Origin of the sequence: Desulfomarina profundi (assembly GCF_019703855.1) — a bacterium.
Taxonomy (GTDB): domain Bacteria; phylum Desulfobacterota; class Desulfobulbia; order Desulfobulbales; family Desulfocapsaceae; genus Desulfomarina; species Desulfomarina profundi.
The window spans coordinates 1,800,902-1,824,514 of the sequence record NZ_AP024086.1; the positions used below are offsets into that span (position 1 = coordinate 1,800,902).

A 23,613-nucleotide genomic window follows, 5' to 3' on the forward strand; every position below is an offset into this window, starting at 1 on the left:
TTATTTCCCCTGGGACTTTTCTTTTGTTTCCTGGAGTGTCTTACAATCAATACAGTAGGTTGTCACAGGCCTGGCCTCGAGCCTCTTCAAGCCTATTTCCTCACCACAACCATCACAGATTCCATATTCACCTTCGTCCAAACGAACAATTGCCTGTTCAATCTTGGCTAGCAGTTTACGTTCCCGATCCCTGATTCTCAGCTCAAAACTTCTTCCCGATTCAATCGTTGCTCTATCATTGGGATCCGGTATATTCGTTGTCTGGTCCGTCATTTCAGAGAGGGTTTTTCCGGCTTCCGCAAGAATTTCATCTCTTTTCTGCAGCAGTTGAGAACGAAATTTATCCAATTGCTCCTTGTTCATTCATATCTCCTAAAGAAATCTGACTCCGTGACAGCGTTGTGATGCTTTTAAATACCATGTTGAGAAATCGATGTAAAAGATTTAATCAGACAAATACAAAAAACCGTCACGTATTCAGGATCAGGTTAATCCTGTGGAAATACCGGAAATAAATCAGTCCCGAATATATGTTCCACTTTTCCCACCCGTCTTTTTCAAAAGACGTATTTCACTGATAACCATTGATTTGTCGACAGCCTTACACATATCATAGATTGTCAGAGCAGATATTGAAACCGCCGTCAACGCTTCCATTTCAACTCCTGTTTTCCCGGTTATCCCAACAGTCGCATATATATTAATGGAATAATCATCATCATTGAACTCAAAATCAATATTAGCCTTGCTGATCATCAATGGATGGGCAAGGGGAATAAGCTCATCTACTTTTTTGGCGGCCATAACTCCAGCAACCCGACTGATTCCAAGAACATCCCCTTTTTTTACCGACCCACTCCTGACTAACTCATACGCCTTTTTCGACATGCGAATATTGCCCGCCGCATAAGCAACTCGCTCGGTTTCCTTTTTTGAGCCGACATCAACCATATGGGCATTTCCACTCTCATCAAAATGGGTAAATGAACCTTTATCCTGATCAGTCATGCGTACTCTCCGACTTAATTTTTCCCGAGGACTTCATTGAAAAGTCTCTTGAAAAAGCCATCCTGCTCTTTATGCTGGCCATGTTCCCGACAAAGACCATCAAATTCCCGCAGCATTTTTTTCTGTTCTTCGCAGAGGTTTGTCGGAGTGAGAACCTGCAGTTCAACAATCATATCGCCTCTTCCACCTCCCCGTAAATTCTGCACACCTTCCTTTCTCAGCGTGAAAATTTCACCAGACTGACTTCCGGCGGGAATATCAAGATTCTTTTTGCCATAAATTGTCGGTACATCAACGGAACCACCTAAAGCTGCAGTAACCATGGAAACCGGTAATCGACAATAGATTGTATTACCATCCCGTTTAAAGAACTCATGCTCTTCAACATGAACTACCACATACAGGTCTCCAGCCCCGCCACCTTTTCTGCCGCCTTCTCCTTCACCCCGAAGGCGCATTCTCGCACCGGTATCAACTCCGGCAGGAATTTTTAAAACGACCTTTTTTGTTTTTTCAACCAGCCCGCTTCCATTGCAGTCAGTGCAGGGATCAGTAATAATTTCCCCCTCACCATGGCAATGGGGACAGGTTGAACTCACTTGAAAAAATCCCTGTGACCGCACTACCTGTCCTCGGCCATTGCAGCTGGGACAGACCTTGTTTTTATGACCAGGTCTGCTGCCACTTCCCTCACACGTCCAACATGTGTCACGCCGAGTCAGCTCCACCTCCTTTGCAACACCGTGAACTGCTTCCATAAAGCTGATCTCCACATCATAACGAAGATCATTCCCCGCAACAGGACCATCTCTGCGGTTGCGGGAACGGTTGCCAGTGCCAAAGCCAAAAAGGTCACTGAAGATATCCCCAAAACTTGAGAAAATATCATCCGCACTTGTGGGACCGCTGTAGCCACTGTTTTTTAAGCCGTCGTGTCCATAAGTATCATATATCTGTCTCTTTTTCTCATCACTGAGAACTTCATAGGCTTCCGTGCAGAGTTTGAATTTCTCCTCGGCTTCTTTGTCACCAGGATTACGGTCAGGATGATATTTCATGGCGAGTTTACGATACGCCTTTTTAATTTCCCTGCCATCTGCACTTCTGCTGATTGACAATGTTTCGTAATAATCAATACTCATGATAAAACAGTTTTGCTCCGTGCTGTAAAACTCTGTAAGTGATCATCTTCCTGTTGAATTTTTATCCTGCTAATCATGCAGGAACTGTATCAACCTCTTTGACATCACCTTCCACTGCCCCGGAATCACCTCCATCCATCAAATCAGGCAGGATGTCAATGTTCTCAAAAGTCACTTTTCCCGCAGCAATTTCACGAAGAGTCATTACAATTTCCTTGTTCTTCCCTTCCACGAGAAACGGTTCTCCCTGACGATGCTGCTTGACACGTTTCACCGTAAGATGAATCAGGTTAAATCTGTTGTCATCTCCAATCTGTGCCAGACAATCTTCACAAGTAATTCTAGCCATCCAAACAACCTCTCAATAATTTTTCCATCAACAGAATCGCATATAATTTGTTACATGCGCCAGTTTACAATTCTTTTCAGTTTCTCTTTGTTTCAAAAGGATTTCGTAAAAGCAGTGTCTCTGCCCTGTCCGGGCCAACAGAAACCATATCCGTTTGCACTCCTGTCATATCTTCAATATATTTGATATAGTCCTTTGCCTGAACAGGTAACTCATCAAATTCTCTGACATGATCAATGTCATCTTTCCAACCCTGAAGACTTTCGTACACAGGCTTAACGGCCGCAGCTTCATTAATATTTGAAGGCATCGCTTCAATTATCCTGCCGTCAAGTTCGTAAGACGTAGCGACCTTCAAAGACTCAAAACCACTGAGCACATCCAGTTTTGTTATTGCCAGACCGGTAAGTCCATTCAGTCGAGCGGCATCTCCAGCCACAACCCCGTCAAGCCAACCACATCTGCGCCGACGACCAGTTGTTGCTCCGAACTCATGACCTTTTTCCTGCAATCTCTCCCCCGTCTCATCAAACAGTTCGGTTGGAAACGGTCCTGCTCCAACCCGGGTAGTATATGCTTTCAGTATTCCGACCACTGCATCTATATGCGCCGGTCCAAACCCTGACCCGTTGCAGGCATTTCCGGCAATAGTATTTGATGATGTCACAAAAGGATACGTTCCGTGATCTATATCCAGCTGTGTTCCCTGGGCTCCTTCGAAGAGAATATTTTTGTCATTCTTTCTAGCCTTGTCCAGTTCCACGGAAACATTACCCAAAAAAGGTGCAAGCTTTCCTCGGTATTCCTGAAATTGCTCATAAATTTCTTCAAAAACGACGGCAGGGGCATTATATTTACGAGTAAGCAGGAAATTTTTTTCGTCCACTGCACTCGCCAGTTTTTCGCGAAAAAGTGAATCATCGAGCAAATCACCAGCCTTGATACCCGTGCGGCCTACTTTATCAATATAGCAGGGACCAATCCCGCGACCGGTAGTGCCTATTTTATCATTTTTTGCCAGAGCGGCTTCTTTAGCCTGATCAAGGCGGGAATGATAAGGCATTATGAGATGGGCCCTCTTACTGATCATCAACCTCTCAGGAGTTACCGGCAGCCCCTGCTCCCGAAGACCATCTATTTCCTCAAGCAGGACTCGAGGATCAATAATTACTCCATTACCGATCATGCACTTTTTTTCTTCATACAGAATTCCGGAGGGAATGATATGAAAAACGAATTTCTTCCCTTCCACAACCAGTGTGTGCCCTGCATTATTACCACCCTGAAAACGAACAACGAAATCAGCATAACGCGTTAATAAATCGACTATTTTCCCTTTCCCTTCATCTCCCCATTGGGTTCCCACAACAACCACACTGGACATCTGATCTCTCCTGACAGAGGTTATTTACACAAACAATAACAACAGTCACATATCAGCAGAATTCCACGTGTATTTCCAGCCTGCTGAAGACTGACTTTTATTGCATATTATCACAAGACAAACTTGGAAGTATAGTAAACTGTATCAATAAAGTCAATGAATGATATTTTCCACCAAACCAGTTATATTATATCCTTAACTCCTTGAGAATATAGATGGAATCATAATTGAAAAGTGTACACCGGTCATTTTTCATTTTCACCGGCGACATTGACACACATGTTGAAATACCTTACAGTTGTTTCGCCATTAACACATATTTCATCAGATAGCCTGAAGGAAAAAAAGGCTGAGCCTTAGCCCAGTTGTGTTAGTCAGTGAGAGTCTGAAAACGAAAATTATTGTGGACGGACATCAGAAAAAAGCGGAGTATTATTCATGTTTGGTATTGGTCTGCCCGAAATGATCCTTATATTGGCTCTGGCCCTGATAGTTGTCGGGCCGGACAAACTGCCGGACCTTGCCAGATCCGTTGCAAAGGGTATCATGGAGTTGAAAAAAACTGCGGAAGGATTAAAAGAATCTTTCAACGAAGAAGGCAATCCCCTTGACGAAATTCGGCCTGATCTGGAGGAAGCTGCGCAGTCATTGAAAAATAATCTCCTTGACCCCTCGACTTATGGCGATGATGACAATCATTTTCCCGGAGTCAATCCACCTGCCGAAGAGGCTGCCACAGCTTATAAGGAGCTGATGAAAAAAACTGATCCATCACAATCACCAACCACTGAAAACGAAGACAGTGAAACAAACAGCAGTGAACCCGAACAACCAGTTATTGACATTCAGGTGACAAAAGAAAATGCAGCGAAAGAAGATGTTTTGAAGAAACAGAAGAATGTGAATGAGTAAATACAATCTCCACAACACTATCCCGATTCTGGAACGCAGTCTCGAAGTATTTCGCCCCCATCACCAGGAACTCCGGTCCCGGCTCATAAAAATCTTTATCGCCATTATATGCTGTACCGTAATCGCCTATATTTTTGCAGAACAGATTGCCACACTTTTTATTTCCCCACTTTTTGATGCCAGTCCACGAGCCTTCAAGCTTGTCTATACAAACCTGCCTGAAGCTTTCCTCGCTTATATAAAACTGGCCCTACTGATAGGAGTCATTGCCAGCCTGCCATATGTCCTCTACCAAGTGTGGATCTTTGTCTCTCCAGGATTGAAAAGTAACGAAAAGAAATTCGCCGTCATTGTTGTATTCTGGGCGGGGCTCCTCTTTATGATTGGTGGGTGTTTTGCTTTTTTTATTGTACTCCCGAAAATGCTCTCTTATTTTATGAGTTACAGCACGGAAAACTTACTGCCACTGCCTAAACTCGGTAAATACCTGACATTTGTTGCCCGAACAATACTTACTTTCGGCCTTGCATTTCAGATCCCGTTTCTGATGGTAATGGCCGGAAAAACCGGTCTTGTCAAAGCCGGTTATTTCAGGAAAAAACGCATCTATTTTTACGCGGCAATCATCTTTCTTTCCTTTCTTCTGACAGCAGGGGATTTTATGGCAACTGCCCTCCTTGCCCTGCCGCTTTTTCTCCTTTATGAGGCTGGAATTTTTTTATCTCTTCTGTTCCGGAAGAAATCCTGACAGGTCGCGTACACAACCCTATGATATTTCCTGTTTCAACAGGCAACATGAAATCCTGAAAACAGCCCTCCCCTCCTCATTATACTCTATGGTGTCAGGCTGGAGCAGTTTGTTCATCACACACCCCTCTGCAATATCCAATTGAAAAAACCGGTCCTCGGTCAACCCGTTATTTTTCACTAACCGATCATTTTCTATTGTATAGGAATGAATCGGATAATCCTCGCAGAGGGGACATTGGTACACTCTACCATTAGGAAATATAAAAAAATTCTCGGCTACATTGCCGGCACATTCAAATTGTTCTCCCTCTTCCAGAAAAACTTTCGGATAGGTGACATGAATCCCCTGTGCCGCTATTTTTTCTGCCACAGAGGGTACTGTTTTCAACCATTGTTCTCGACTGACCTGCAGTGGAGAAGCAGATTGTTCCACCTGTGATTTCCCACGCAGACCAATCACCTGGATAAAAAATTTCTTAACCTTCAACTGATCCAGCAGTGGACTCATCCTGTGAAGATGATCAATATTTCTGCTGCTGACCGTATAGATAAGACTGACCGAAAAACCCCTTTCTACCGCCTTTTTTATATTGGCAGTACACACATCGAAAACACCATCCCCCTGATCATGTCATTAATTTCCCTGTCAGGTCCATCCAGGCTGAAACTGAGATAATCCAGAACATGGGGCGTTGTCCGTTCCAGAAAATCATGAAAAAGATAGCCATTTGAATCGACTGTGACAAAATACCCAAGATCCTTTGCAACACTGACCAGATGGGCAAGGTCAGGGTGCATGGTAGGTTCCCCCCGAGAAAAATTATATTTGACTCCCTGTCCTTATCAACAAAGAGCTTCAACCATCTCTCGATTTTTTCTTTTTCAAGCATATTTGAGCCGTGCTGCGCCGGATTTATATAACAATGACGGCATGAGAGATTGCAGGCAGTAAGAATATGAAAAAAAACATTTCTTTCCCCGGGCCTGAATCCGACTGTACGTAAACTCTTCTTCATTTCTCTTCTCTCTGAATCCATGACAGGCTCAGAGATCTCCTTTATTCTTCAGCTCGCAGTGTAAGAGGTTTTTTGCTGCAGTGTATATTCAGCCAGCAATGTACCTTTAAGATAATCACAGTCTGGAGATGAAAAAAATGTTTGAAACAACTCAAGACTCTCCTTTCGCAAAATACCTGCAGTTATAGAGATATCGAGCGATCTGTAGAGAGGTGAAAGCATTTTCACCGGAAGGTTGGTTCCACCACCCATGATATCTTCATAACCGTATACAAATCGTGTAATCCCGTTCACCAACAAGGTTGAAAAACACATCAGACATGGTTCCATGCTTGAATAAATTGTAACCTTTGCCAGGTCGACTTTGATTTGTTTTTCAGAAAATTTTCTTAAAGCGATAATTTCAGCATGATCAAGCTCACTACCATTATCCCGTTTGCAGTTCCGCCTTCTACCATCCGCAACTATCTTTCCATCATTTACAATAACACAGCCCACAGGAAATTCGCCCTCAACAAGAGCCTGACGCGCCATTTCAATTGCGACCCTCATATAATATTTATGTTCTCTCTTCATTGATCTCTCAGGATTTGCTGATTACTGGTATTTTACAGGTCTTCTCAAAATCGACACAATGTTCATGAAAAGTGCAGGCTGAAACTGTCACGATTTCAGGTTTACAATCTGCGGCCATATTTCAGGGCAGCACTGACCACTGTGACGGGAATATGCTGCTGAACAAGGTCATGGGAACGAACGGTGAACGGGAGATATCTCAGGGCATAACCTGCAGAACATATACGTAAACCCGGAAGAAGAGGGTAAATGTTTTTCCTGGAAACAGCTGCGGCTGCCAGCACACTTTTCAACGCCTGAAATGCCTCTCTCCAGGGAAATGTTACCGGGTAGGCATGTCCCGGAAATGCTTTTTTTCCCGGAGGGATATATTTCTGCGCCGTGGTGACTTTCGTACTGATCTGCAGAAAGGCTTTCGGGTGTATTTTAAATGCCGGAATCCAGAAAGCCAGAGGTCTTTCATTGTCAGCCTTCTCCACCAGGACAGGCTGATTCGTCAGACGAAGAAAATCAGCAAAGCTTTTCAGTTCCCCCTTCTGTGTCTGAAAAGTAATTTTCCAGAAAGGCAGAAAGAAGGCATCAGCTTTGTCAGAAGAAATGACTTTCCACTTCAGCAGTTGAAACCTCCCCTTGTGCTCCTGCCAGAGTGTTTCGCAATTCTCACAACCGAGGACCAGGCTGTCACGCTCACCATCCAGAAGACCACCACACCGGGGACACAGTGTCGATATAAAACGCGGCTCCCACAATCTTTGTGGCAACGAACCTTTTCCAATCCATTTGATATACTTTTCAGCATTTCCGAGGCTTCGCCCGTCAACCGCATCAACCAGCTTCTCTCCTGCGAAATATACCGGCAGATAAATTCTGCTGAGAGATTCGCCTATAAACTCCCTATATTGCATTGCCTGTTCTTTCTCACTTGAAAAAAGAATCGACAATTTTGCCGCGTGTTCAAGAATCTCTCTGGTTCTGATCTCCTGTCCGATAAATTTCCCGGCCATTCCGGCGACAACGGGTTTCACGTGCATCGCCTGGGGCGCAAACGTAACGATGCGGGAAAATGACTCCCGTTCACTGCCAGTCTGGTGGTATCCACAAGCTTGTGGTGAAGGTCCTTCATGCCCGTTGTAAAATAAACCGCTCCCTTGAACCTGATGTATGGTACAAACTGCAGCTGATCTTCACCTACATGGGCCGGCAGAGTCCACGGCAGAACATATCTTTCCGGTCCGGAATCAAGTTTGTAGTTAATCAGTTCACAGTAAGGACAAGTCACCAGCCGGTCGTCTTCATGCAATTCTATGGCAGCACCACACCCCGGACATGTCTGGACTATTTTAAGTTCCACCTGCTGTGCCCTATCTCTTTAATTCCAATCCGCATTGATTACAGAAACGAGATCCGGCAAGATTCTCTGCACTGCAGTTTCCGCAGATCTGTACAACTTCCTTCTGTTCGGTCTTTTGCCCGCATCTTGAACAGAATCTGGCGTTGGGGGTAAGATTTTTCCCGCAGTTACTGCATCGACCATAAAGAACCTGTTGATGCCCACATAAAGGACAGAATCGTGCATTTTCAGGAATATTATGATTGCAGTCAGGACAGGTTATAGTCCTGCTTTCTTCCTGCCGGGACAGCAATCCGGACTGGCCGGAACTCCCGGAGCCGGGCTGGGAAAACATGGCAGGCAACATCATTCCCATGCCCATTCCCAGACCACCACCTGCCTCTCCCTGGTTTTCTGCAGCCTTCTCCATAGCCATTCCAGCTTTCATCTTCATAAACCGGTCCATATCCTCAATCAGCTTCAGGCGACTTTTGTCATCAATAGCCTGCTGAACCTCTTCAGGAGGAGTTATTGAAGTGATGTAGAGCTGACTCAGTCGGAGACCGAAATGTGAAAAATCCTCCACGAGCCTCTCTTTCAGTTCATCGGATAACTCGTCAAATTTTCCAGGCAGGTCGAAGAGTGAATCAAGTTTTTCTCCGAGATAATCATTGAGCCGAGCAACAATCACCTGCTTCAAATATCCTGATATCTCCCTGGTATTGAACTTCCCCTTTGTTCCCACAAGTGAATTGATGAAAAGGACCGGCTGAACAACCTGAATATTGAAAATACCATGGGCACGCAGTCGAACCAGACCCAGGTCTTTATCCCGAAAGGCAACAGGGCTGGCGGTTCCCCATTTCAGTCCTGGAAAATGCTTCAGATTGACCATATACACTTCCGCCCGCAACGGACTGTCACCACGCCATGGAATGGAAAGGATCTTGGTCAGGATGGGCAGGTTACCCGTTTTGAGAGTATGCCTGCCGGGACCAAACCCGTCGCATGCCTTCCCCTTGTAAAAAAGGACCGCGGCCTGGCTTTCACGTACCGTCAACTGGGCTCCGAATTTAATTTCTCCCGATCCCCGTTCCGGCAACCTGTGGACAATTTCCTCACCACTTTCATCAAACCACTCAATATTTTCAAGAAATATTCCACCATCGAATCGGTTCATATCATCTCCTTTTTGAATTCCTGACTCCATACGAAACCCAATCTGGCACCTGTAAAAAATCTCACCTTTTTAAAAGACTTTTTGTATCGAATTTTCAGCACGAGTGTTGCAATACTTTCTCGAATGATATAATTTTCTACTGCTAAAGTACAGTTTTTGACGTAACATCAATGCATGATCACAATACAGGCTGTAACTCATCAAATACTCACTGATTTTGAAGAATTAGTAAATAAGAAGAATGGAATTTAAAGATCTCTGGGACCTGGAAAGCGCAATGCAGGTCCTGATGCACAAGACAGTTGACAGCAAACTCTGGGCGGAAGCGGTTGAATGGCTGCTTCATTTTGGTCCTCCCGAAATACAACAACTGTTACTGGATGCCTCTGAAACCGCAATGCACAATGCCTTTCCCGACCTCAAACCGAGTCACTATACCCATGATGGACAACCTTGCTATGATATTGATGCACTTGCAAAATCTCTTGGTGTAGACAAGAGTGCGGTTATAGAAATTTTAAAACAGAAAGAGCAGGAAAAAAAAGACGCAAAGGTATGGAGTGACTTGACGAAAGGGACAAAACAGACAATACATTAATTGGGACTTTCCCATTTTTCTGCGTCACTACGAAAAATTTCATTTCCAGACAAGCACAAGCCGGCAAATGTTCGCAGGGATTTTTATTTATCCGTTCTCTTTTTTCTACAAAGAATCCCTGATTCACACTGCTACAGTTCATACAGTTTTTCGTCATACCCGGGTTTTTCTCTTCTCCTTCTCACGCTCCCTTTAGCCAGGTCGAACGAAAAATTTTCTCCTTCCAGCAGGTGACCAAGATCTTTCTCAACGTTCTCCGGATCTTCGCCTGATTCCATCCGGGCAATTGCCTCCTCCATTGTATCCCCGAGTTTTATACCGGTCTGCGAAGTAAAACTTCTCATCAGGGATGCCATTTGCCTGGGATCATCTTCATTTATATTTTCCGATTCTTTCATTAAGGACTCAAACGCCTGTTCCATTTTACTCTCATCAAAACCATCAGCCATATTGAGTTCATTTTTTTCCGCTTTTCCAATAGTGGCAAATGTTGATATCTGCTTTGAGAGTTTTTCTCTTCCGCATTGAGGGCAGGCCGGAACTTTTTCTGTATTCACTTTTGCAGAAAAAAAACTGAAAATGACATTGCATGATTCGCAAAAAAACTCATAAATAGGCATTTTTCCCTCAACCTCCAATCACTTCATCCACCAGTGTCTCTTCTATCTGATCAGTAATAAATACTTCGCCAATACTTTGGGGTAGTACAAAAAATACACTACCGTCAACCACCTTTTTATCAGTCAGCAGATACTTTCTGATTCTCTTCCTGTCAAGGTTTACAGGAACTCTGGTGGGCATATTGTAGTCTGTAAGTATTTTTATAACCCTGTCCCTCTCCTCTCCGGCAAGTTGCCCCATACCATGAGAGATTTCTGCCGCAGCTGCCATTCCAACAGAAACAGCCAAACCATGAATAAGTCTGAAATCGGACGCACTCTCTACAGCATGTCCAATAGTATGTCCGTAGTTCAGAATTCTCCTGATATCGCCTTCCCTCTCATCTTCCGCCACAACTTCAGCCTTTATTTTACAGCATCTGAACACCGTCTCTGTCAATAATTCCGTGTCCAGCTGCAAAAGCGCCTGTCTGTTTCTCTCCAGAAACCCGAAAAATTCCCTGTCCCTGATAACGCCATATTTTATCACTTCGGCCATTCCGCCGAGCAGCTCGTCTTCCGGCAGAGTCTTTAAAAAACCAATATCTATATAAACTGCACGTGGTTGATAAAAGGCCCCCAGAAGATTTTTCCCTTCCGGTATATCTACACCGGTCTTTCCCCCCACGGAACTGTCTACCTGGGCCAGCAGCGTTGTCGGTATCTGTACAAATGGAATTCCTCGCATATACGCGGATGCAAGAAACCCTGCAATGTCACCTGACACTCCACCTCCAAATGCTATCACCGCGTCATGACGATCAAATCCTTCCCTTGCCATTGCGCTGGCCAGAGTGCCTATAGTTTCAAGAGTTTTATTATTTTCACCCTCTGGAAAAGTTAAAAGAACCGCCTGCAGACCAGCATTATTCAATGATTCCATCAATCGGGCACCATAAAGAGAGGCGACCTTTTCATCACTGATCACGGCAAGTTTTTTCCCAAAGTTTCTTTTCTGAAGGTCAATTCCTATAATTTCCAGGATATTTCTTTGAAAATAAATCGGATAACTTCTCTCATCAAGTCCAACCACAAGCTCATTCATTCAGCACCCTCATAAAAAAAGGAGATACCCCCGAAGGTGATATCTCCTTTTATGATCAATCAATTAAATTATCAACTACATGGAGTCGCCGGAGGCAGCTCCCTGCATTTTTACTTCAACTTTCTCTTTCAAACCGGCATAATACTTCTTGAGGTGATCAAGAACTTCATCGCGACCGAAGTGATCAACGATTTCAGCACCTTCAGAGAGGGCCTTACGCAGTTTGGTTCCGGAAAGAATAACACGGGATTCCTTTTCATGTGGACAGGTACGCAGAGAAGCCATTCCGTCACACTTATGGCAGTAGAAGGTCCAGTCAATCTTCATCGGCTTACACTGGAGATCCTTACCCTCATCACCGGTTGTGGGAATACGATCGAATATTTCCTGTGCCTCAAACAGACCATAGAAATCACCGACACCAGCATGGTCCCGACCGATAAGCATGTTGTTCACACCATAATTCTGACGGAAGGTAGCATGGAGCAGTCCTTCACGGGGACCTGCGTAACGCATGTCAAGTGGATATCCGGCATTGATCACATGCTCTTTTACGAAATAATTCTCAATGAGAATATCAATCGCTTTTACACGGGTCTCGGCAGGAATATCACCCGGCTTCAGGTTGCCGATCAGAGAGTGAATCAAAACACCATCACACACTTCCACGGCAATTTTTGCCAGGAATTCATGGGAGCGATGCATCGGGTTACGAAGCTGAAGAGCGGCAACATTTGACCATCCACGCTCATCGAACATTGCGCGGGTCTCTGCAGGTTTCAGATACACTCCCGGATACTCAGAAGGATATTCACCCTCGGAAAGAACCTTAACTGGACCTGCCAGGTTAACATCTTTCTGATTCATTACCATAATTACGCCGGGATGATCTTCAGGAGCTATTTCCCAGAATTTTCCGTCAACTGATTCTTCACCTTCACCCATGAAGACTTTTTCACATTCCCATTTTTTATCGGCTTCGGTCATCTCGTATTTTTCTTCAACGAGCATGGTTGCGAATACTTCACCATCTTTAACGAGAGCGATCTCGGAGCCTTCAGCGATTTCTGCTGCATCTGCGGTAGTGACATCAAGCGTGATAGGTACAGGCCAGAAGGTTCCATCAGCCATCTGGAAATTTTCACAGACACCTTTCCAGTCAGCTTTTTTCATAAAACCGGTCAGGGGAGAAAAACCACCGATTCCCATCATGATCAGATCTCCCTTAGCCCGATCAGAGATCTCAATCTGCTTCAGTTCTGCGGCTTTTTTCAACTCAGCATCACGCTCAGCGCCTTCAAGCAAGGCACAAACCAACCCTTTTCCACCATGGGGTGCGACTAATTTCGACATAAAAATCCTCTTTTAAAAAAATTCATATTAAAAACTGACACCATACAAACTTATGCACAGCATACTGAACGGTAATTCATTTACAGATTAATTATATACAAAAAAACCGGCTGATAAGTCAAGGGAAAAGCGGGCTATGACTTTCCAACCCTGATTCTACCGGATATACTCAGAATGATCTCTTTCCTGCCTCCCAAGGCATCAGAGATTATAACCCGCCCCGCCTTATTACCAATCCCGTTATTGAATCTTGTTCTTTTCCGAGTGAAGGTTGTTGCCAAATCGACATTAACGGGTAATGACCTCCTCATAATGATCTCCTCTCCCTGCTGCCTGTTCCAGTCTCCCGCACGGCCGTTATCACCACCGTCATCAACAAAAATTGTATATCTGTTACCATCAATCCTGAAAACAACCGGGCAATTTCGTTTAATGGCAATAACTTTACCTTCCTGTAATCCACGCACAAGTTGAAATACCTCATTACGAAAAGCAGCCCGGTGCTGCATGCAGCGAACAGACGGCACAACCAGAGTTGTTAAAACCGATAACACAACCATACAGGTCATGCACTCATACAGTGAAAACCCTTTTTGATTTTTCATATTCTCTCCTTCCCGGAAAACAAATACAACCTCTTCAATAATTATTTTCGGAAAGGATAAATGAAAAATCTTACAAAAATCTTACCGGTAGCTGTGTTATATTCCGTATTCTTTAATTTTATTGAGGAGAGAAGGATAGCTTATCTCAAGAATATGAGCTGCCCTGGATTTGTTGCCTCCGGTTTTTTTCAATGCTCGATCAATTATCTTTTTTTCAAGGATTTTCTGAGCTTTTTTCAATGACAGCTCTCCGTAGGGAATGATAATCCCGGATCCATTACCTTCCTGGAAAAAACCATGTTGTAACGACTCCATCGCAAAGTCATCTCCGTTGGCAAAAACAACCCCTCTCTGGACTCTGTTTTCCAACTCCCGAACATTCCCCGGCCAATGGTAAGCAACCATTTTTTTAATTACGTCACCTTTCGGATACTGAACAGACGTTCCAAATTTCTTGTTATACTTCCGAAGAAAATGACTGCAGAGGTGCGGAATATCATCAGTTCTTTCACGCAAAGGGGGTAAGTGCAATGTGAGCACATTCAACCTGTAAAACAGATCCTGTCGAAAATTACCAAGAGCCACCTCTTCTTCAAGAGTTCTGGATGTTGCCGCCAAAATGCGTACATTTATTTTTTTCGGTAGTGCAGCACCTAGTGGATGGATCTCCTTCTCCTGCAGAACGCGAAGAAGCTTAACCTGCATATCTAAAGGCAGTTCCCCAATTTCATCCAAAAAAAGTGTGGAACCGTCAGCCAGCTCAAGAATACCCTTCTTGTTCCTGTCAGCACCGGTAAATGCCCCTTTTACATATCCAAACAATTCACTTTCCAGTAATTCTCCAGGAATACTGCCACAGTTAACAGCATAGAAGACCATGTTTCCACGGGAAGAACTTTTATGGATTCCTTTTGCAACAAGTTCCTTCCCCGTTCCCGATTCGCCTGTGATAAGCACTGACGCATCATATTGTGCTATTTTCTGAGCTTGCTGAATGGTCTTTTTTATTTCTGCGCTCTCTCCAACTATCGGCTCAAAACCAGTTCCCTCCTGTTTCTCTTTTATAATTTTTTTCAGTTCCCGGTTTTCCGCCTTCAACTGCTCCCTTTCTTCAGCCTTTTTCAAGGTAAGCAGTACTTCGTCAACTTTGAATGGCTTCGAAATGAAATCATAGGCACCGGCTTTCATTGCTTCAAGTGCCATTTCCACTGTTCCATACGCTGACATCATTATTACAGTTGAAGAACCAAGAGAGTTTTTTGCCTGGACAAGAAATTGCAGACCATCAATTTCCGGCATACGCACATCACATAAAACAAAATCATATGTTTCTTTTCTTACCAGATCTATCGCCTGAAGACCATCTGAAGCAGATGTTACTTGATAGCCGTTTTTTTCAAGCATTACTCCCAACATATGACGCATATTCTTTTCATCATCAATAACAAGTATGCGCTTTACAGCCTGAAAATTATTATTTTTCATATGATATGATCCGTTCTTAACGTGTACTTGATGCGTAACTGGTCACAAGATTTGTAACTATGTGTTTTCATTTACCTCACCCTTGTAAGTGTTCAGGGGTGCCGTAGATTCGTGCAGGCATGACTGGCTGCAGGTAAGTGGAGCGTAGCGGAAACTCCGATAGCCCAATGCAGGCAGTCGCGACCGTGTGAATATGCGGTGTTCCTGATTACTTACCTTGATGCAGGTGAAACCACCGGCAATACCAGATGGACAACAGTTCCGGTTCCCACGCTACTCTCAAGCCATATTTTGCCACCTAATGCATCTATCAATGAATATGAAACCGAAAGACCAAGCCCGGTTCCTTTCCCCGGCTTTTTAGTTGTATAAAATGGATTAAAAACAGATGACAGTTTTTCTTCCTCAATTCCCGTCCCATTGTCAGCAAGGCGGATAATGACCACAACACGCCCGTCCTCAATTCCTTTCTCACAGAATAGACTAATAGTTTTTTTTTGGTTTCCTCCCTTTGCCTCTACCGCATCAACAGCATTCAAAAAGCAGTTGAGCAACACCTGCAGCAAGGATTTTCCTCCTCGAATAAACAAAGGATTTTCTAATTTGATCTTCCTGGAATAGTTGATGTTTTTAAGCTTTCTGTGTACTCGAACCATGGAATCCAACTGATCAAGCAGGATTATAATATCCATAATACCATCATCCTCTTCACCGTGTCCGGCAAAGTCAAGAAGACGATGAATAAGGGTGTCAACCCGAACAACTTCTGATATCGCATTATTAATGAAGAGCTTTCGCTCTTGAACAGTCAATTTTTCATCATTAAGCAATTCAAGATATCCTTGAATGACACCGAGGGGATTACCGATCTCATGAGCCATTCCCGCAGAAAGAACTCCAACAGCAGCCATTTTTTCCGCCAGAATTACTTCTTTTCTCGTCCTCCTCAACTGATCATTGGCATCAGAAAGAGACCTGACAGTCTGTTTTAATTTATCCCTGTCATTTTCTATTCTCCTGACCATGGAATTAAGGGAAAAGGCAAGTTTTCTGAATTCATGTCCCTCGTTTTCCACCACAAAATCAGCTTCCCCTTCATTAAACCGATAGGATCGGGTCATCTGAACCAGATGTTCCAACGGCTTGACAACAAACTTGATCATTCTGAACAATCCAACGACACTCAACACCATGACATTTAACAGAATATACATCAAAATCAGTTTCTGTTTTCGATATATTTCCTGATATAATGGTTTCAGATCAATAACCAGACCATCAGAAGCAGAAACAAAACCAGCTGCAGCTAAAGGTTGCGCCAGAATTACATACCTGGAAACCGGATTGAAAACACCCCACATATTCCCCTCAAAACGAAGCACGGGAGATGCGGTTATCGCAGCAATTTGTAATGCATTATTCAGTACTTTTGATTTTTCTTCTGCGGGGAATATTTGAAAGGTATTGTTCCGGAAAAAAGCAACCTGCACATAATTTTCATTCACAATACTTGAAATTACCTGCCTTTTTTCTGACAAATCCGAAAAATTTTTTCCACCTGCAACAGCTAGAATTTTCACTGCCGCATCTATCTGGCCCCTGACCATCGCCTTTTGCCAGAAAGTAACAATAACGATATCGGTTAATATCATTCCCAAGGTCAAAAGCAAAATATATGAACCGGTTATTCGAAATTTCAGCCCATAATTCATTGTCTTTGCCCTTCCTCATTTTATCGATATTCACATATTCTGATATCTGCCGGATTACTCATAAATAGTATAACAGGCTTACCTGCTTGAATGAAAGACCGAAAAAAAGCCAGGCACTTATATCAGTAACGAGTGCCTGGCTTTTCCCCCTTCTGATTCCTTTCAAATTACACAACTATTCTTGAATGGTTCAGTTCGTATTATTTATAGCTGAATACAATAGATCTGCTTCACCTATCGCCTCTGCAACCAGCTTGTTTTTTCAGATTTCGTACTGCCGGTCTCACCCTGACTGATTGTTATAATATCACCAGTACTTGTCTGGATATAAGCTGTCGTACCTTTTTCCCGTCCTGTATGAATATTGGGAGTCAGGGCCAGGCCGGAACCGAGATCTATATCTCCGGAAATTTTCAGCTCGCCATCATCAACTGTCTGATTAGAGTTCGCATCAATAAAGATATTCCCGGTTCTGAAAACCGGCTTATAAAATGACGTTCCTGTCTGGTACCACCGGGCATACAGACGACTGGTCCCCTCAGCGACACAAACATCCACTGAAGGCAGATACGTAGTAAATGTCAAAAGACCTCCAAGGAGTGCGGCCTGTCCAAGATTTCTTTCATTAGTATGCAGGAAATCAATATACCACCCCTGGTAAGTACCATCTTCCATTTTATGGATCATGTTTTCCCAAGTCGTATCGTTTGGAGAATAAAATGGGTGGTTTTTTACGACCTTGCCATTGTACACTTCTATATTTGTCGAATCCAGCAGACTGCTCAGCTGCACTTCTTCCCAGGTAAAACCATTATTTCCGTCATAAGGTTCTTTGATACCATAATAACTTTGCTGGGCACTATCAGAAGCATCGGCCCCCACGATAAATCTGCCGGTTCCAAAAAACACCCACCTCTCCCGGTCAAATTGATCTGAAAGGTGCATTGCCGGATCACTGCCGTCAATGTCAAAACTGACTTTTTCGCCAATTGTAATCGATGGGGCCACAGTGACTGGCTGGCTGATATTGTTCACACCTGCCATTCTCAGATCAAACAGAACATTATCAGCTCTATCTACAATTCCTCCGGATCCTACGGAAATAGTGTCAACCCAGTCTGTAGTTGTTGTGCTGTCAGCAATAACCAGTCGCTTGAGCTGTCCTGCCCAGGAACTGTTACTGTTATCCCACTGGATTGTTCCAAAATAAACTGCTTCAGCATTGAAATTCAGATCATAATCAACAGTTATCGGTTGAGATATAAACGATGGTTCATCATCTGCCGTGGTTGATTCATCTCCATCAAAATTTTCAATAAAAGCAGAAGTTGTTGCAGACGTAACATGTAGAGCATTACCATTGTCATCAATAACTTCAATGCGCTCACTTCCTGGTTCTGTTAAAGCTTTAAGGTTTACAACAAAGAGTCTGCCGGTCTGCAGACTCTTGCCGTCACCCAGGACAGTCGGGGAACCAATGGTACCACTTGTAGTCACAGAACCTATGGTATCCCGGCTTGCAGCGATTCCGTTTTCATCAGCGGGTCCCGATCCAAACACGAGATACCAGTCATTCGTGTTGAAAGCCACGCTGCTCCCCGATCCGCTTTTTGAACGCATCGGTACCACCGTTGGATAACATGTCGTATAACCCTGCTCCGGCAAAGTAATTTCAGCTAAAACTTTAGGAGCGACTTCCGGATTTGTAATATCGAACACCACAAATGCAGAACTCATTTCCTTATCCGTAGCATCCACTACATCATCCCGATCCGTATCAGCATAGATATGACCACCACCGAACTTCATGCCTATTACCATAACAGTACCCCAGCCCATTGGATGATCTACATCTTCCTGAAAAATCTTTGCATCAAAAATCTTAGGGGATAAATCGTTATAAAAGACATGGGGATAGGTATCTTCGGTCAACCAATATAAATGTGGAAGAAGATTGAAAGGCACATAGGCCCACATTTCCGCTCCAAGTGGATAAGGAGTCTGGTTCGCAGGAGTGTAGGCATTGTCACCATTCAAATCTGCATATTTTTCTCCAGGATCGTATGCGTCATTTCCATTGGCATCAATATATGGTTCTGCTATCTGGGTTTTAAATGTCCGCATGTCATGATCGTAAAATCCACCATTGAAAGCATGAATCATCCCATCATTTCCACCTGCATATACAACAGATCGTCTGTTCAGATACCGAACAAGAAAATGCGCATAACTTTCATCACGATAAATGAGATGATAATTTTCTGCAGGTCTGCCAACGAGTGTTGGAGAAGAACTGACAATATCCCCGAGACGCCAGGTATGGTCAACACTGCTACCCGCCGGGCGATATTGCCTGCCTCTCATTCCGGGAACAGTATAACTGCCAATTGTTACGGGTGCCTGATCTTCACCCCGGATAAAATCAACTACCCTCTTGGCTTGAATCGGGAGAAAGGTTGTCCGGTTTCCTTCTCCTTCTATATTGGAAACCCAGGCAGGTTTATCACTGAAAGAAGGATACAAAGTCAAATAGGGAAAAATTTTACTCAGATCAGTCATGTCCGCAAAAGAAGGTGTCGCTGGAGCCTCAAATGCTTTAGTTTCACCTGGATCCACAATCATATCATCATCTTCATCTACAAATGTAAATATGTACCTGTTATCAGTAACAGAATTGTATGCTCGCTGTGTCAACGGATCAAGAGAAAAAGCATCCAGCCAGTCTCTAGAATTCCAGAGATATTTTATTTCATCCGGAGTATATCCAGTGGCCACAAGCTCTGTATCCAGAATGCCGTTACCATTCTGATCTTCAGTATCGAGGTGGCCATTTCCATTTATATCTTCCCCCGAATCAAGAACACCATTGCCATTACTGTCTTCAGTATCCAGGGACCCGTTTTTATGCCATGAAGGGATATCCGGGGTAAATGTCACTTCGTCTTCAACATCTTTCACACCATTTTCATTACTGTCATCCCAGAGGGATACTGTCCCGTTATCAAATACAGCTATTAAATCACGGTAATCCAATTTACCGTCATCATCATAGTCCGGCTCATCAACATTATGGTCCAGTCTACCATTGAAATTCAGATCCTCTCCCGGATCCAGAACATTGTTTGAGTTGACATCCTCATCCAGCCCTGTATCCCTGACCCCGTTGTAGTTCAGATCCTCATTTCGTGTGTTCAGTTGCTTCAGTCCAAAACCACTGCTAGTATCAGAAACGATCACCCCGGAACTGTTTTTATACATGTCAACACGCATGTTACCAAAACTGTCAACGAGAAAAGATTGAACCTGCCCCACCCACTGGACAGCCTTCCCGCCCTCATCTTCATATTCAGGGTAAAAAACAGACTGATAAACAGCCCCCTCACCGGAACGTGAGCTCGAAATAACTGAAGCTGCTGTTCCCGAAGACGCTCTCCGCAACATTTCAGCAAAAGAACGACTGAGTTGTTCTTCCAGTTTCAGCGGATTCACTACATAAAAATAACTGTCAGGAATATCATCGCCATCGCTGTCCCATTCTGCCTGCAAGTTCGGTGTCGGGTCTGAAAGATAATCAACCTTACCGTTCCCATTCAGGTCTTCTCCGGGATCCAGTCTGCCATTATTATTCGCGTCCTCATCGTCAGTATCCCGATCCTGAAAGCCACCCCATTTTGCTGCATAATACAATGGATTTTCAAGTAAAGTAGCCCCGCCAGTTGTTCCTGGATCAAAACTTCTTGTGGTCGTTCTTGGCAAAGCCGTACCATCATTCCATGTACCTCCCGGCATCTCACCTGGTGGAGTATCAAGGAAATAATCAACATCACTTGAAGCGGAAGTGTCTTCATCCCTCACTTCAAGATATATACCATCATTAGTTGTTCCTGAAATAATATAGCCCACATGCTGCTGAATACAGCCGGAAGCATAAGTTGAACTGAGTGTGATATCCACTTGTCCATTGTTCACAGTATATTCATAGACAACAATGGCATCCATATCATGGTCAGCAGCCTGTTCAACATCTTCAAAATTAACCCTGAATTTTCCATAAGTCGGGGAAATTGTTTCCACAAAAAAATCGACAATAGTATTCGTCGGCTGAAAATGCCCCTGGGTTCCATCAATCCCAAGGCATCCACCCACCGATTTTGCAAATGGAATCAGAGTGATTGTACGCACATCGGGAACACCCGCAGTTCCTACATCAACCTCAATATTAATTTTCGGTAAAGGTGACGCCAGTCCGACACTAAATGTCGAGATCCTCTGTGCGCCATCCGCTGTCGCGTTGATATCATATTTAGCCCCATAGTATGCGACAGCAGCAGCATAATAGCTACCCTCCTTTGTGGGTTCTTCAGGACACAATCCCCGGATATCACCTAGAGTCCCGACTGTTTTCGGAGTACAGGCCCCATCATAGTTGGTATCTTCCTGGCCGATGAAATGGTTTCCGTTGATACCTTCACCGGCAGCAATAGCGCCTGCCAGAGTCTCCACATTCATGATATCCGTATTATTTGCTCCTGTAGTGAAATCACTTGAAGGCAGGGCTGTACTGAAATTAGAATTACTTCCAGGCAGTTGGTCTGAATCAAATGTCGGATAAATATCACTCAGCACAAGCATGAATGGGCTCGCACAATAACTGAAAATATCGTATGGCTTCTGCCATGCCGGCTTGGGCAAACCCAGATTACTGTCAATTGTGGACCCGCTGTAGTCAAAAATTGATGTCGGAGTCGCTTTACCTGCAAAGTAGCGAATTGTTTCATACATCATTTCAGCAATAGGATTTCCCCAGTCCTGAAATTCACCATCAACCATAGGTCGTGTCGTCACCCAGGCAGTCGGCCAGCCATTTGCATAATTATAACTGCCATAATGAAACTGCGTAATACGGAATTTATTTATGGTGTCAATTATTCCACCTGTGGCTGGAACCAAGATCTGTCCTGTATTTGTGTCTATTTCATCGGTAAAAGAACTGATATTTTTTCGCAGTACCCCACCGGCCATATTTTTATCATATGAGCCTGTGAGCAGACCAAAATACATTTTTTCGTCTTCACCATATTTCTGCAGTAAGCCGACAGGTTTCAAAGACCCGGAAGGATACTGCTTACAATTATTTTCCGGAAAGGCCGGATCACATACAACTACCCGCACATCATAATCAGTTATTGTTGATGCACCGGCATTTGTTAAATCAAAAGTACTCTGCGTGAGATCACTTGTTCCGTCATTATCAGAATCAAAAGCGAGAGCAGGAACAAGCTGCCATCCAAAACCACCACTCCAATCCTGCATCCAGTAAAGATAATAATTGTCTCCCCCACCAGCTTCCTCATGCCTGAATTCAATAGTATGTAACCCCGCGGTGAGGGTGATAGGGGAACTGTCGTGAGAATGACAGTTACATCGTCCATGTCCGCCATGCCATCCAACAATAAAATTCCCGTCGATGATAACTTCAACAGCATCATCTCCATCAACAGCAAAAATATAATCACCGGTAACAGGAATATTAATTTGTCCGGCAAAAATCGTGAGATAGTTGTCATCACTCCCAAATGGATTACCACTGCCATTAATCTGTCCATTAAAAGTCGCATCCGAACTCACTGTTCTGCTTCCCATCAAATTGCCACTGGTTGCATATTGAGTAACCATATCATCAAAATCATTGTGGCTATTCGGATGTCCCGGATGACCACCTGCGGAACTCTCGAGAGAATTGTCGGCAACAGGACCTTCCTTGGCAACCCATTCCCATATTCGATGAGTATTATTTGGTAAAACTCTCAGGACTGGATCTCCGTTTTCGGACAATGTGGTTGAAGCAAAAAGATGTCTGGTATTTGGCGCTGGAAGCCCCAGTGGAGTATAATCTCTTATATCGTACCCATCACGACTTACGCTTTCGTACTCTTTTCCCCAGGTGTGTGCGTCCTGAGGAACATAGACTCTCTGCAGAACCGTTTCTGTCGGGTCGTCTGTACTCCTGTATCCACCATAAAGAACTTTCCTCAAGGCGTCCATTCTGGCCATTGTCAGATAATTTAAAAAATCACCACTCCAATAAATTGTATTGACACCATCACATTTCTTACTTGGAGTTGTACCCACTACCGGTGCGGCAACAGGTTCAAAACGACTGTCGGCGGACGAATAATTGTAACATTTATAACTGTCAAAATATCCATAATAATCAATACCGGGAGTCCATTTGCCATCCCCGTTGACGTCAGTATAAGATTCACCGAAATCCCATTGATTATTGGAGTTTGAATCTACAAAAGGTTCTGCTTCACCTTTGTACCCCACATCAAGGGTCCCATCCTCATTGAGATCAGAAGCATCATTATACGCCTCGTAATACAGCTTATGATTTTTCCCCATCACTAGCATAACTATTGGAGGTACCTGGCTTGTCAGAAAAGATGGTGTAGAATAAAAATCCACTGCCTGGGCTGCAAACAGTTTTATCGAGAACCCGAACAACA

Annotated in this window: 21 protein-coding genes; 3 read left to right on the plus strand and 18 right to left on the minus strand. The window is 43.8% G+C overall.

The genetic code is table 11. From position 1 onward, the window contains the following. The 5 genes from dksA to LO777_RS08365 form a co-directional block, all read right to left on the minus strand. Complete coding sequence (gene dksA, locus LO777_RS08345) at positions 1-363, minus strand: RNA polymerase-binding protein DksA (RefSeq protein ID WP_228857052.1); 363 nt, start codon at positions 361-363, stop codon at positions 1-3. Positions 364-516: 153 nt separating this feature from the next. Then, positions 517-1,008, minus strand: a complete 492-nt coding sequence (gene moaC, locus LO777_RS08350; protein ID WP_228857053.1) for a cyclic pyranopterin monophosphate synthase MoaC — start codon at positions 1,006-1,008, stop codon at positions 517-519. 14 nt (positions 1,009-1,022) lie between these two features. After that, positions 1,023-2,150, minus strand: a complete 1,128-nt coding sequence (gene dnaJ, locus LO777_RS08355; protein ID WP_329955688.1) for a molecular chaperone DnaJ — start codon at positions 2,148-2,150, stop codon at positions 1,023-1,025. A gap of 73 nt (positions 2,151-2,223) precedes the next feature. Then, positions 2,224-2,499: a DNA-directed RNA polymerase subunit omega gene (gene rpoZ, locus LO777_RS08360; protein WP_228857054.1), complete on the minus strand. Its 276-nt coding sequence runs from the start codon at positions 2,497-2,499 to the stop codon at positions 2,224-2,226. Positions 2,500-2,575: 76 nt separating this feature from the next. Next, positions 2,576-3,883, minus strand: a complete 1,308-nt coding sequence (locus LO777_RS08365; protein WP_228857055.1) for an adenylosuccinate synthase — start codon at positions 3,881-3,883, stop codon at positions 2,576-2,578. Positions 3,884-4,321: 438 nt separating this feature from the next. Here LO777_RS08365 and LO777_RS08370 point away from each other — a divergent pair, with 438 nt between their 5' ends. Together LO777_RS08370 and tatC are read left to right on the plus strand one after the other, a co-directional pair. Beyond that, on the plus strand, positions 4,322-4,795 hold the full coding sequence (locus LO777_RS08370; RefSeq protein WP_228857056.1) for a twin-arginine translocase TatA/TatE family subunit: 474 nt from the start codon (positions 4,322-4,324) through the stop codon (positions 4,793-4,795). Beyond that, the gene (gene tatC, locus LO777_RS08375; protein ID WP_228857057.1) at positions 4,788-5,543 is read left to right on the plus strand and encodes a twin-arginine translocase subunit TatC; all 756 of its coding nucleotides are present in this window, start codon (positions 4,788-4,790) and stop codon (positions 5,541-5,543) included. The genes LO777_RS08370 and tatC overlap by 8 nt, the downstream gene beginning before the upstream one ends. Positions 5,544-5,561: 18 nt before the next feature. Here the strand turns inward: tatC and LO777_RS20510 are convergent, their stop codons facing one another. The 6 genes from LO777_RS20510 to LO777_RS08400 all read right to left on the minus strand — a co-directional run bounded on the left by LO777_RS20510 (position 5,562) and on the right by LO777_RS08400 (position 9,647). Beyond that, positions 5,562-6,149: a hypothetical protein gene (locus LO777_RS20510; protein ID WP_329955689.1), complete on the minus strand. Its 588-nt coding sequence runs from the start codon at positions 6,147-6,149 to the stop codon at positions 5,562-5,564. Continuing rightward, entirely contained in the window at positions 6,131-6,343 is a 213-nt protein-coding gene (locus LO777_RS20515; RefSeq protein WP_329955690.1) for a hypothetical protein, read from the minus strand. Before LO777_RS20515 ends, LO777_RS20510 begins: the two co-directional genes overlap by 19 nt. A gap of 266 nt (positions 6,344-6,609) precedes the next feature. After that, complete coding sequence (locus LO777_RS08385; RefSeq protein ID WP_228857058.1) at positions 6,610-7,137, minus strand: nucleoside deaminase; 528 nt, start codon at positions 7,135-7,137, stop codon at positions 6,610-6,612. A 101-nt stretch (positions 7,138-7,238) separates the two neighbouring features. Further along, on the minus strand, positions 7,239-8,168 hold the full coding sequence (locus LO777_RS08390; RefSeq protein WP_228857059.1) for a hypothetical protein: 930 nt from the start codon (positions 8,166-8,168) through the stop codon (positions 7,239-7,241). Beyond that, entirely contained in the window at positions 8,159-8,488 is a 330-nt protein-coding gene (locus LO777_RS08395) for a hypothetical protein (RefSeq protein ID WP_228857060.1), read from the minus strand. The genes LO777_RS08390 and LO777_RS08395 overlap by 10 nt, the downstream gene beginning before the upstream one ends. Before the next feature lie 10 nt (positions 8,489-8,498). Next, entirely contained in the window at positions 8,499-9,647 is a 1,149-nt protein-coding gene (locus tag LO777_RS08400) for an SPFH domain-containing protein (RefSeq protein WP_228857061.1), read from the minus strand. Between the two features lie 241 nt (positions 9,648-9,888). Here LO777_RS08400 and LO777_RS08405 point away from each other — a divergent pair, with 241 nt between their 5' ends. Further along, positions 9,889-10,245: a hypothetical protein gene (locus LO777_RS08405; protein ID WP_228857062.1), complete on the plus strand. Its 357-nt coding sequence runs from the start codon at positions 9,889-9,891 to the stop codon at positions 10,243-10,245. A 131-nt stretch (positions 10,246-10,376) separates the two neighbouring features. On the opposite strand, the gene LO777_RS08410 is transcribed toward LO777_RS08405, so the two are convergent. From LO777_RS08410 to LO777_RS08440, 7 genes are all read right to left on the minus strand, one after another. Beyond that, on the minus strand, positions 10,377-10,865 hold the full coding sequence (locus LO777_RS08410; RefSeq protein WP_228857063.1) for an FmdB family zinc ribbon protein: 489 nt from the start codon (positions 10,863-10,865) through the stop codon (positions 10,377-10,379). A 7-nt stretch (positions 10,866-10,872) separates the two neighbouring features. Then, the gene (aroB, locus tag LO777_RS08415) at positions 10,873-11,949 is read right to left on the minus strand and encodes a 3-dehydroquinate synthase (RefSeq protein WP_228857064.1); all 1,077 of its coding nucleotides are present in this window, start codon (positions 11,947-11,949) and stop codon (positions 10,873-10,875) included. Positions 11,950-12,024: 75 nt separating this feature from the next. Further along, positions 12,025-13,302, minus strand: a complete 1,278-nt coding sequence (gene sat / locus LO777_RS08420) for a sulfate adenylyltransferase (protein ID WP_228857065.1) — start codon at positions 13,300-13,302, stop codon at positions 12,025-12,027. Positions 13,303-13,436: 134 nt separating this feature from the next. Then, positions 13,437-13,907: a pilus assembly FimT family protein gene (locus tag LO777_RS08425; protein WP_228857066.1), complete on the minus strand. Its 471-nt coding sequence runs from the start codon at positions 13,905-13,907 to the stop codon at positions 13,437-13,439. 96 nt (positions 13,908-14,003) lie between these two features. Next, positions 14,004-15,392 (minus strand): sigma-54-dependent transcriptional regulator, encoded by a 1,389-nt coding sequence (locus tag LO777_RS08430; RefSeq protein WP_228857067.1) that lies wholly within the window; start codon positions 15,390-15,392, stop codon positions 14,004-14,006. A gap of 212 nt (positions 15,393-15,604) precedes the next feature. Beyond that, positions 15,605-17,104: a sensor histidine kinase gene (locus tag LO777_RS08435; protein ID WP_228857068.1), complete on the minus strand. Its 1,500-nt coding sequence runs from the start codon at positions 17,102-17,104 to the stop codon at positions 15,605-15,607. Between the two features lie 234 nt (positions 17,105-17,338). Next, on the minus strand, positions 17,339-23,518 hold the full coding sequence (locus LO777_RS08440; protein ID WP_407929132.1) for a PA14 domain-containing protein: 6,180 nt from the start codon (positions 23,516-23,518) through the stop codon (positions 17,339-17,341). Positions 23,519-23,613 lie beyond the last annotated feature (95 nt).

Excerpts from the sequence above, each read along its gene's own strand:
- dksA (WP_228857052.1), bottom strand. The coding sequence starts at position 363 with ATGAACAAGGAGCAATTGGATAAATTTCGTTCTCAACTGCTGCAGAAA.
- moaC (WP_228857053.1), bottom strand. The coding sequence starts at position 1,008 with ATGACTGATCAGGATAAAGGTTCATTTACCCATTTTGATGAGAGTGGA.
- dnaJ (WP_329955688.1), bottom strand. The coding sequence starts at position 2,150 with ATGAGTATTGATTATTACGAAACATTGTCAATCAGCAGAAGTGCAGAT.
- rpoZ (WP_228857054.1), bottom strand. The coding sequence starts at position 2,499 with ATGGCTAGAATTACTTGTGAAGATTGTCTGGCACAGATTGGAGATGAC.
- LO777_RS08365 (WP_228857055.1), bottom strand. The coding sequence starts at position 3,883 with ATGTCCAGTGTGGTTGTTGTGGGAACCCAATGGGGAGATGAAGGGAAA.
- LO777_RS08370 (WP_228857056.1), top strand. The coding sequence starts at position 4,322 with ATGTTTGGTATTGGTCTGCCCGAAATGATCCTTATATTGGCTCTGGCC.
- tatC (WP_228857057.1), top strand. The coding sequence starts at position 4,788 with ATGAGTAAATACAATCTCCACAACACTATCCCGATTCTGGAACGCAGT.
- LO777_RS20515 (WP_329955690.1), bottom strand. The coding sequence starts at position 6,343 with ATGCACCCTGACCTTGCCCATCTGGTCAGTGTTGCAAAGGATCTTGGG.
- LO777_RS08385 (WP_228857058.1), bottom strand. The coding sequence starts at position 7,137 with ATGAAGAGAGAACATAAATATTATATGAGGGTCGCAATTGAAATGGCG.
- LO777_RS08390 (WP_228857059.1), bottom strand. The coding sequence starts at position 8,168 with ATGCACGTGAAACCCGTTGTCGCCGGAATGGCCGGGAAATTTATCGGA.
- LO777_RS08400 (WP_228857061.1), bottom strand. The coding sequence starts at position 9,647 with ATGAACCGATTCGATGGTGGAATATTTCTTGAAAATATTGAGTGGTTT.
- LO777_RS08405 (WP_228857062.1), top strand. The coding sequence starts at position 9,889 with ATGGAATTTAAAGATCTCTGGGACCTGGAAAGCGCAATGCAGGTCCTG.
- LO777_RS08410 (WP_228857063.1), bottom strand. The coding sequence starts at position 10,865 with ATGCCTATTTATGAGTTTTTTTGCGAATCATGCAATGTCATTTTCAGT.
- aroB (WP_228857064.1), bottom strand. The coding sequence starts at position 11,949 with ATGAATGAGCTTGTGGTTGGACTTGATGAGAGAAGTTATCCGATTTAT.
- sat (WP_228857065.1), bottom strand. The coding sequence starts at position 13,302 with ATGTCGAAATTAGTCGCACCCCATGGTGGAAAAGGGTTGGTTTGTGCC.
- LO777_RS08425 (WP_228857066.1), bottom strand. The coding sequence starts at position 13,907 with ATGAAAAATCAAAAAGGGTTTTCACTGTATGAGTGCATGACCTGTATG.
- LO777_RS08430 (WP_228857067.1), bottom strand. The coding sequence starts at position 15,392 with ATGAAAAATAATAATTTTCAGGCTGTAAAGCGCATACTTGTTATTGAT.
- LO777_RS08435 (WP_228857068.1), bottom strand. The coding sequence starts at position 17,104 with ATGAATTATGGGCTGAAATTTCGAATAACCGGTTCATATATTTTGCTT.
- LO777_RS08440 (WP_407929132.1), bottom strand. The coding sequence starts at position 23,518 with ATGCTAGTGATGGGGAAAAATCATAAGCTGTATTACGAGGCGTATAAT.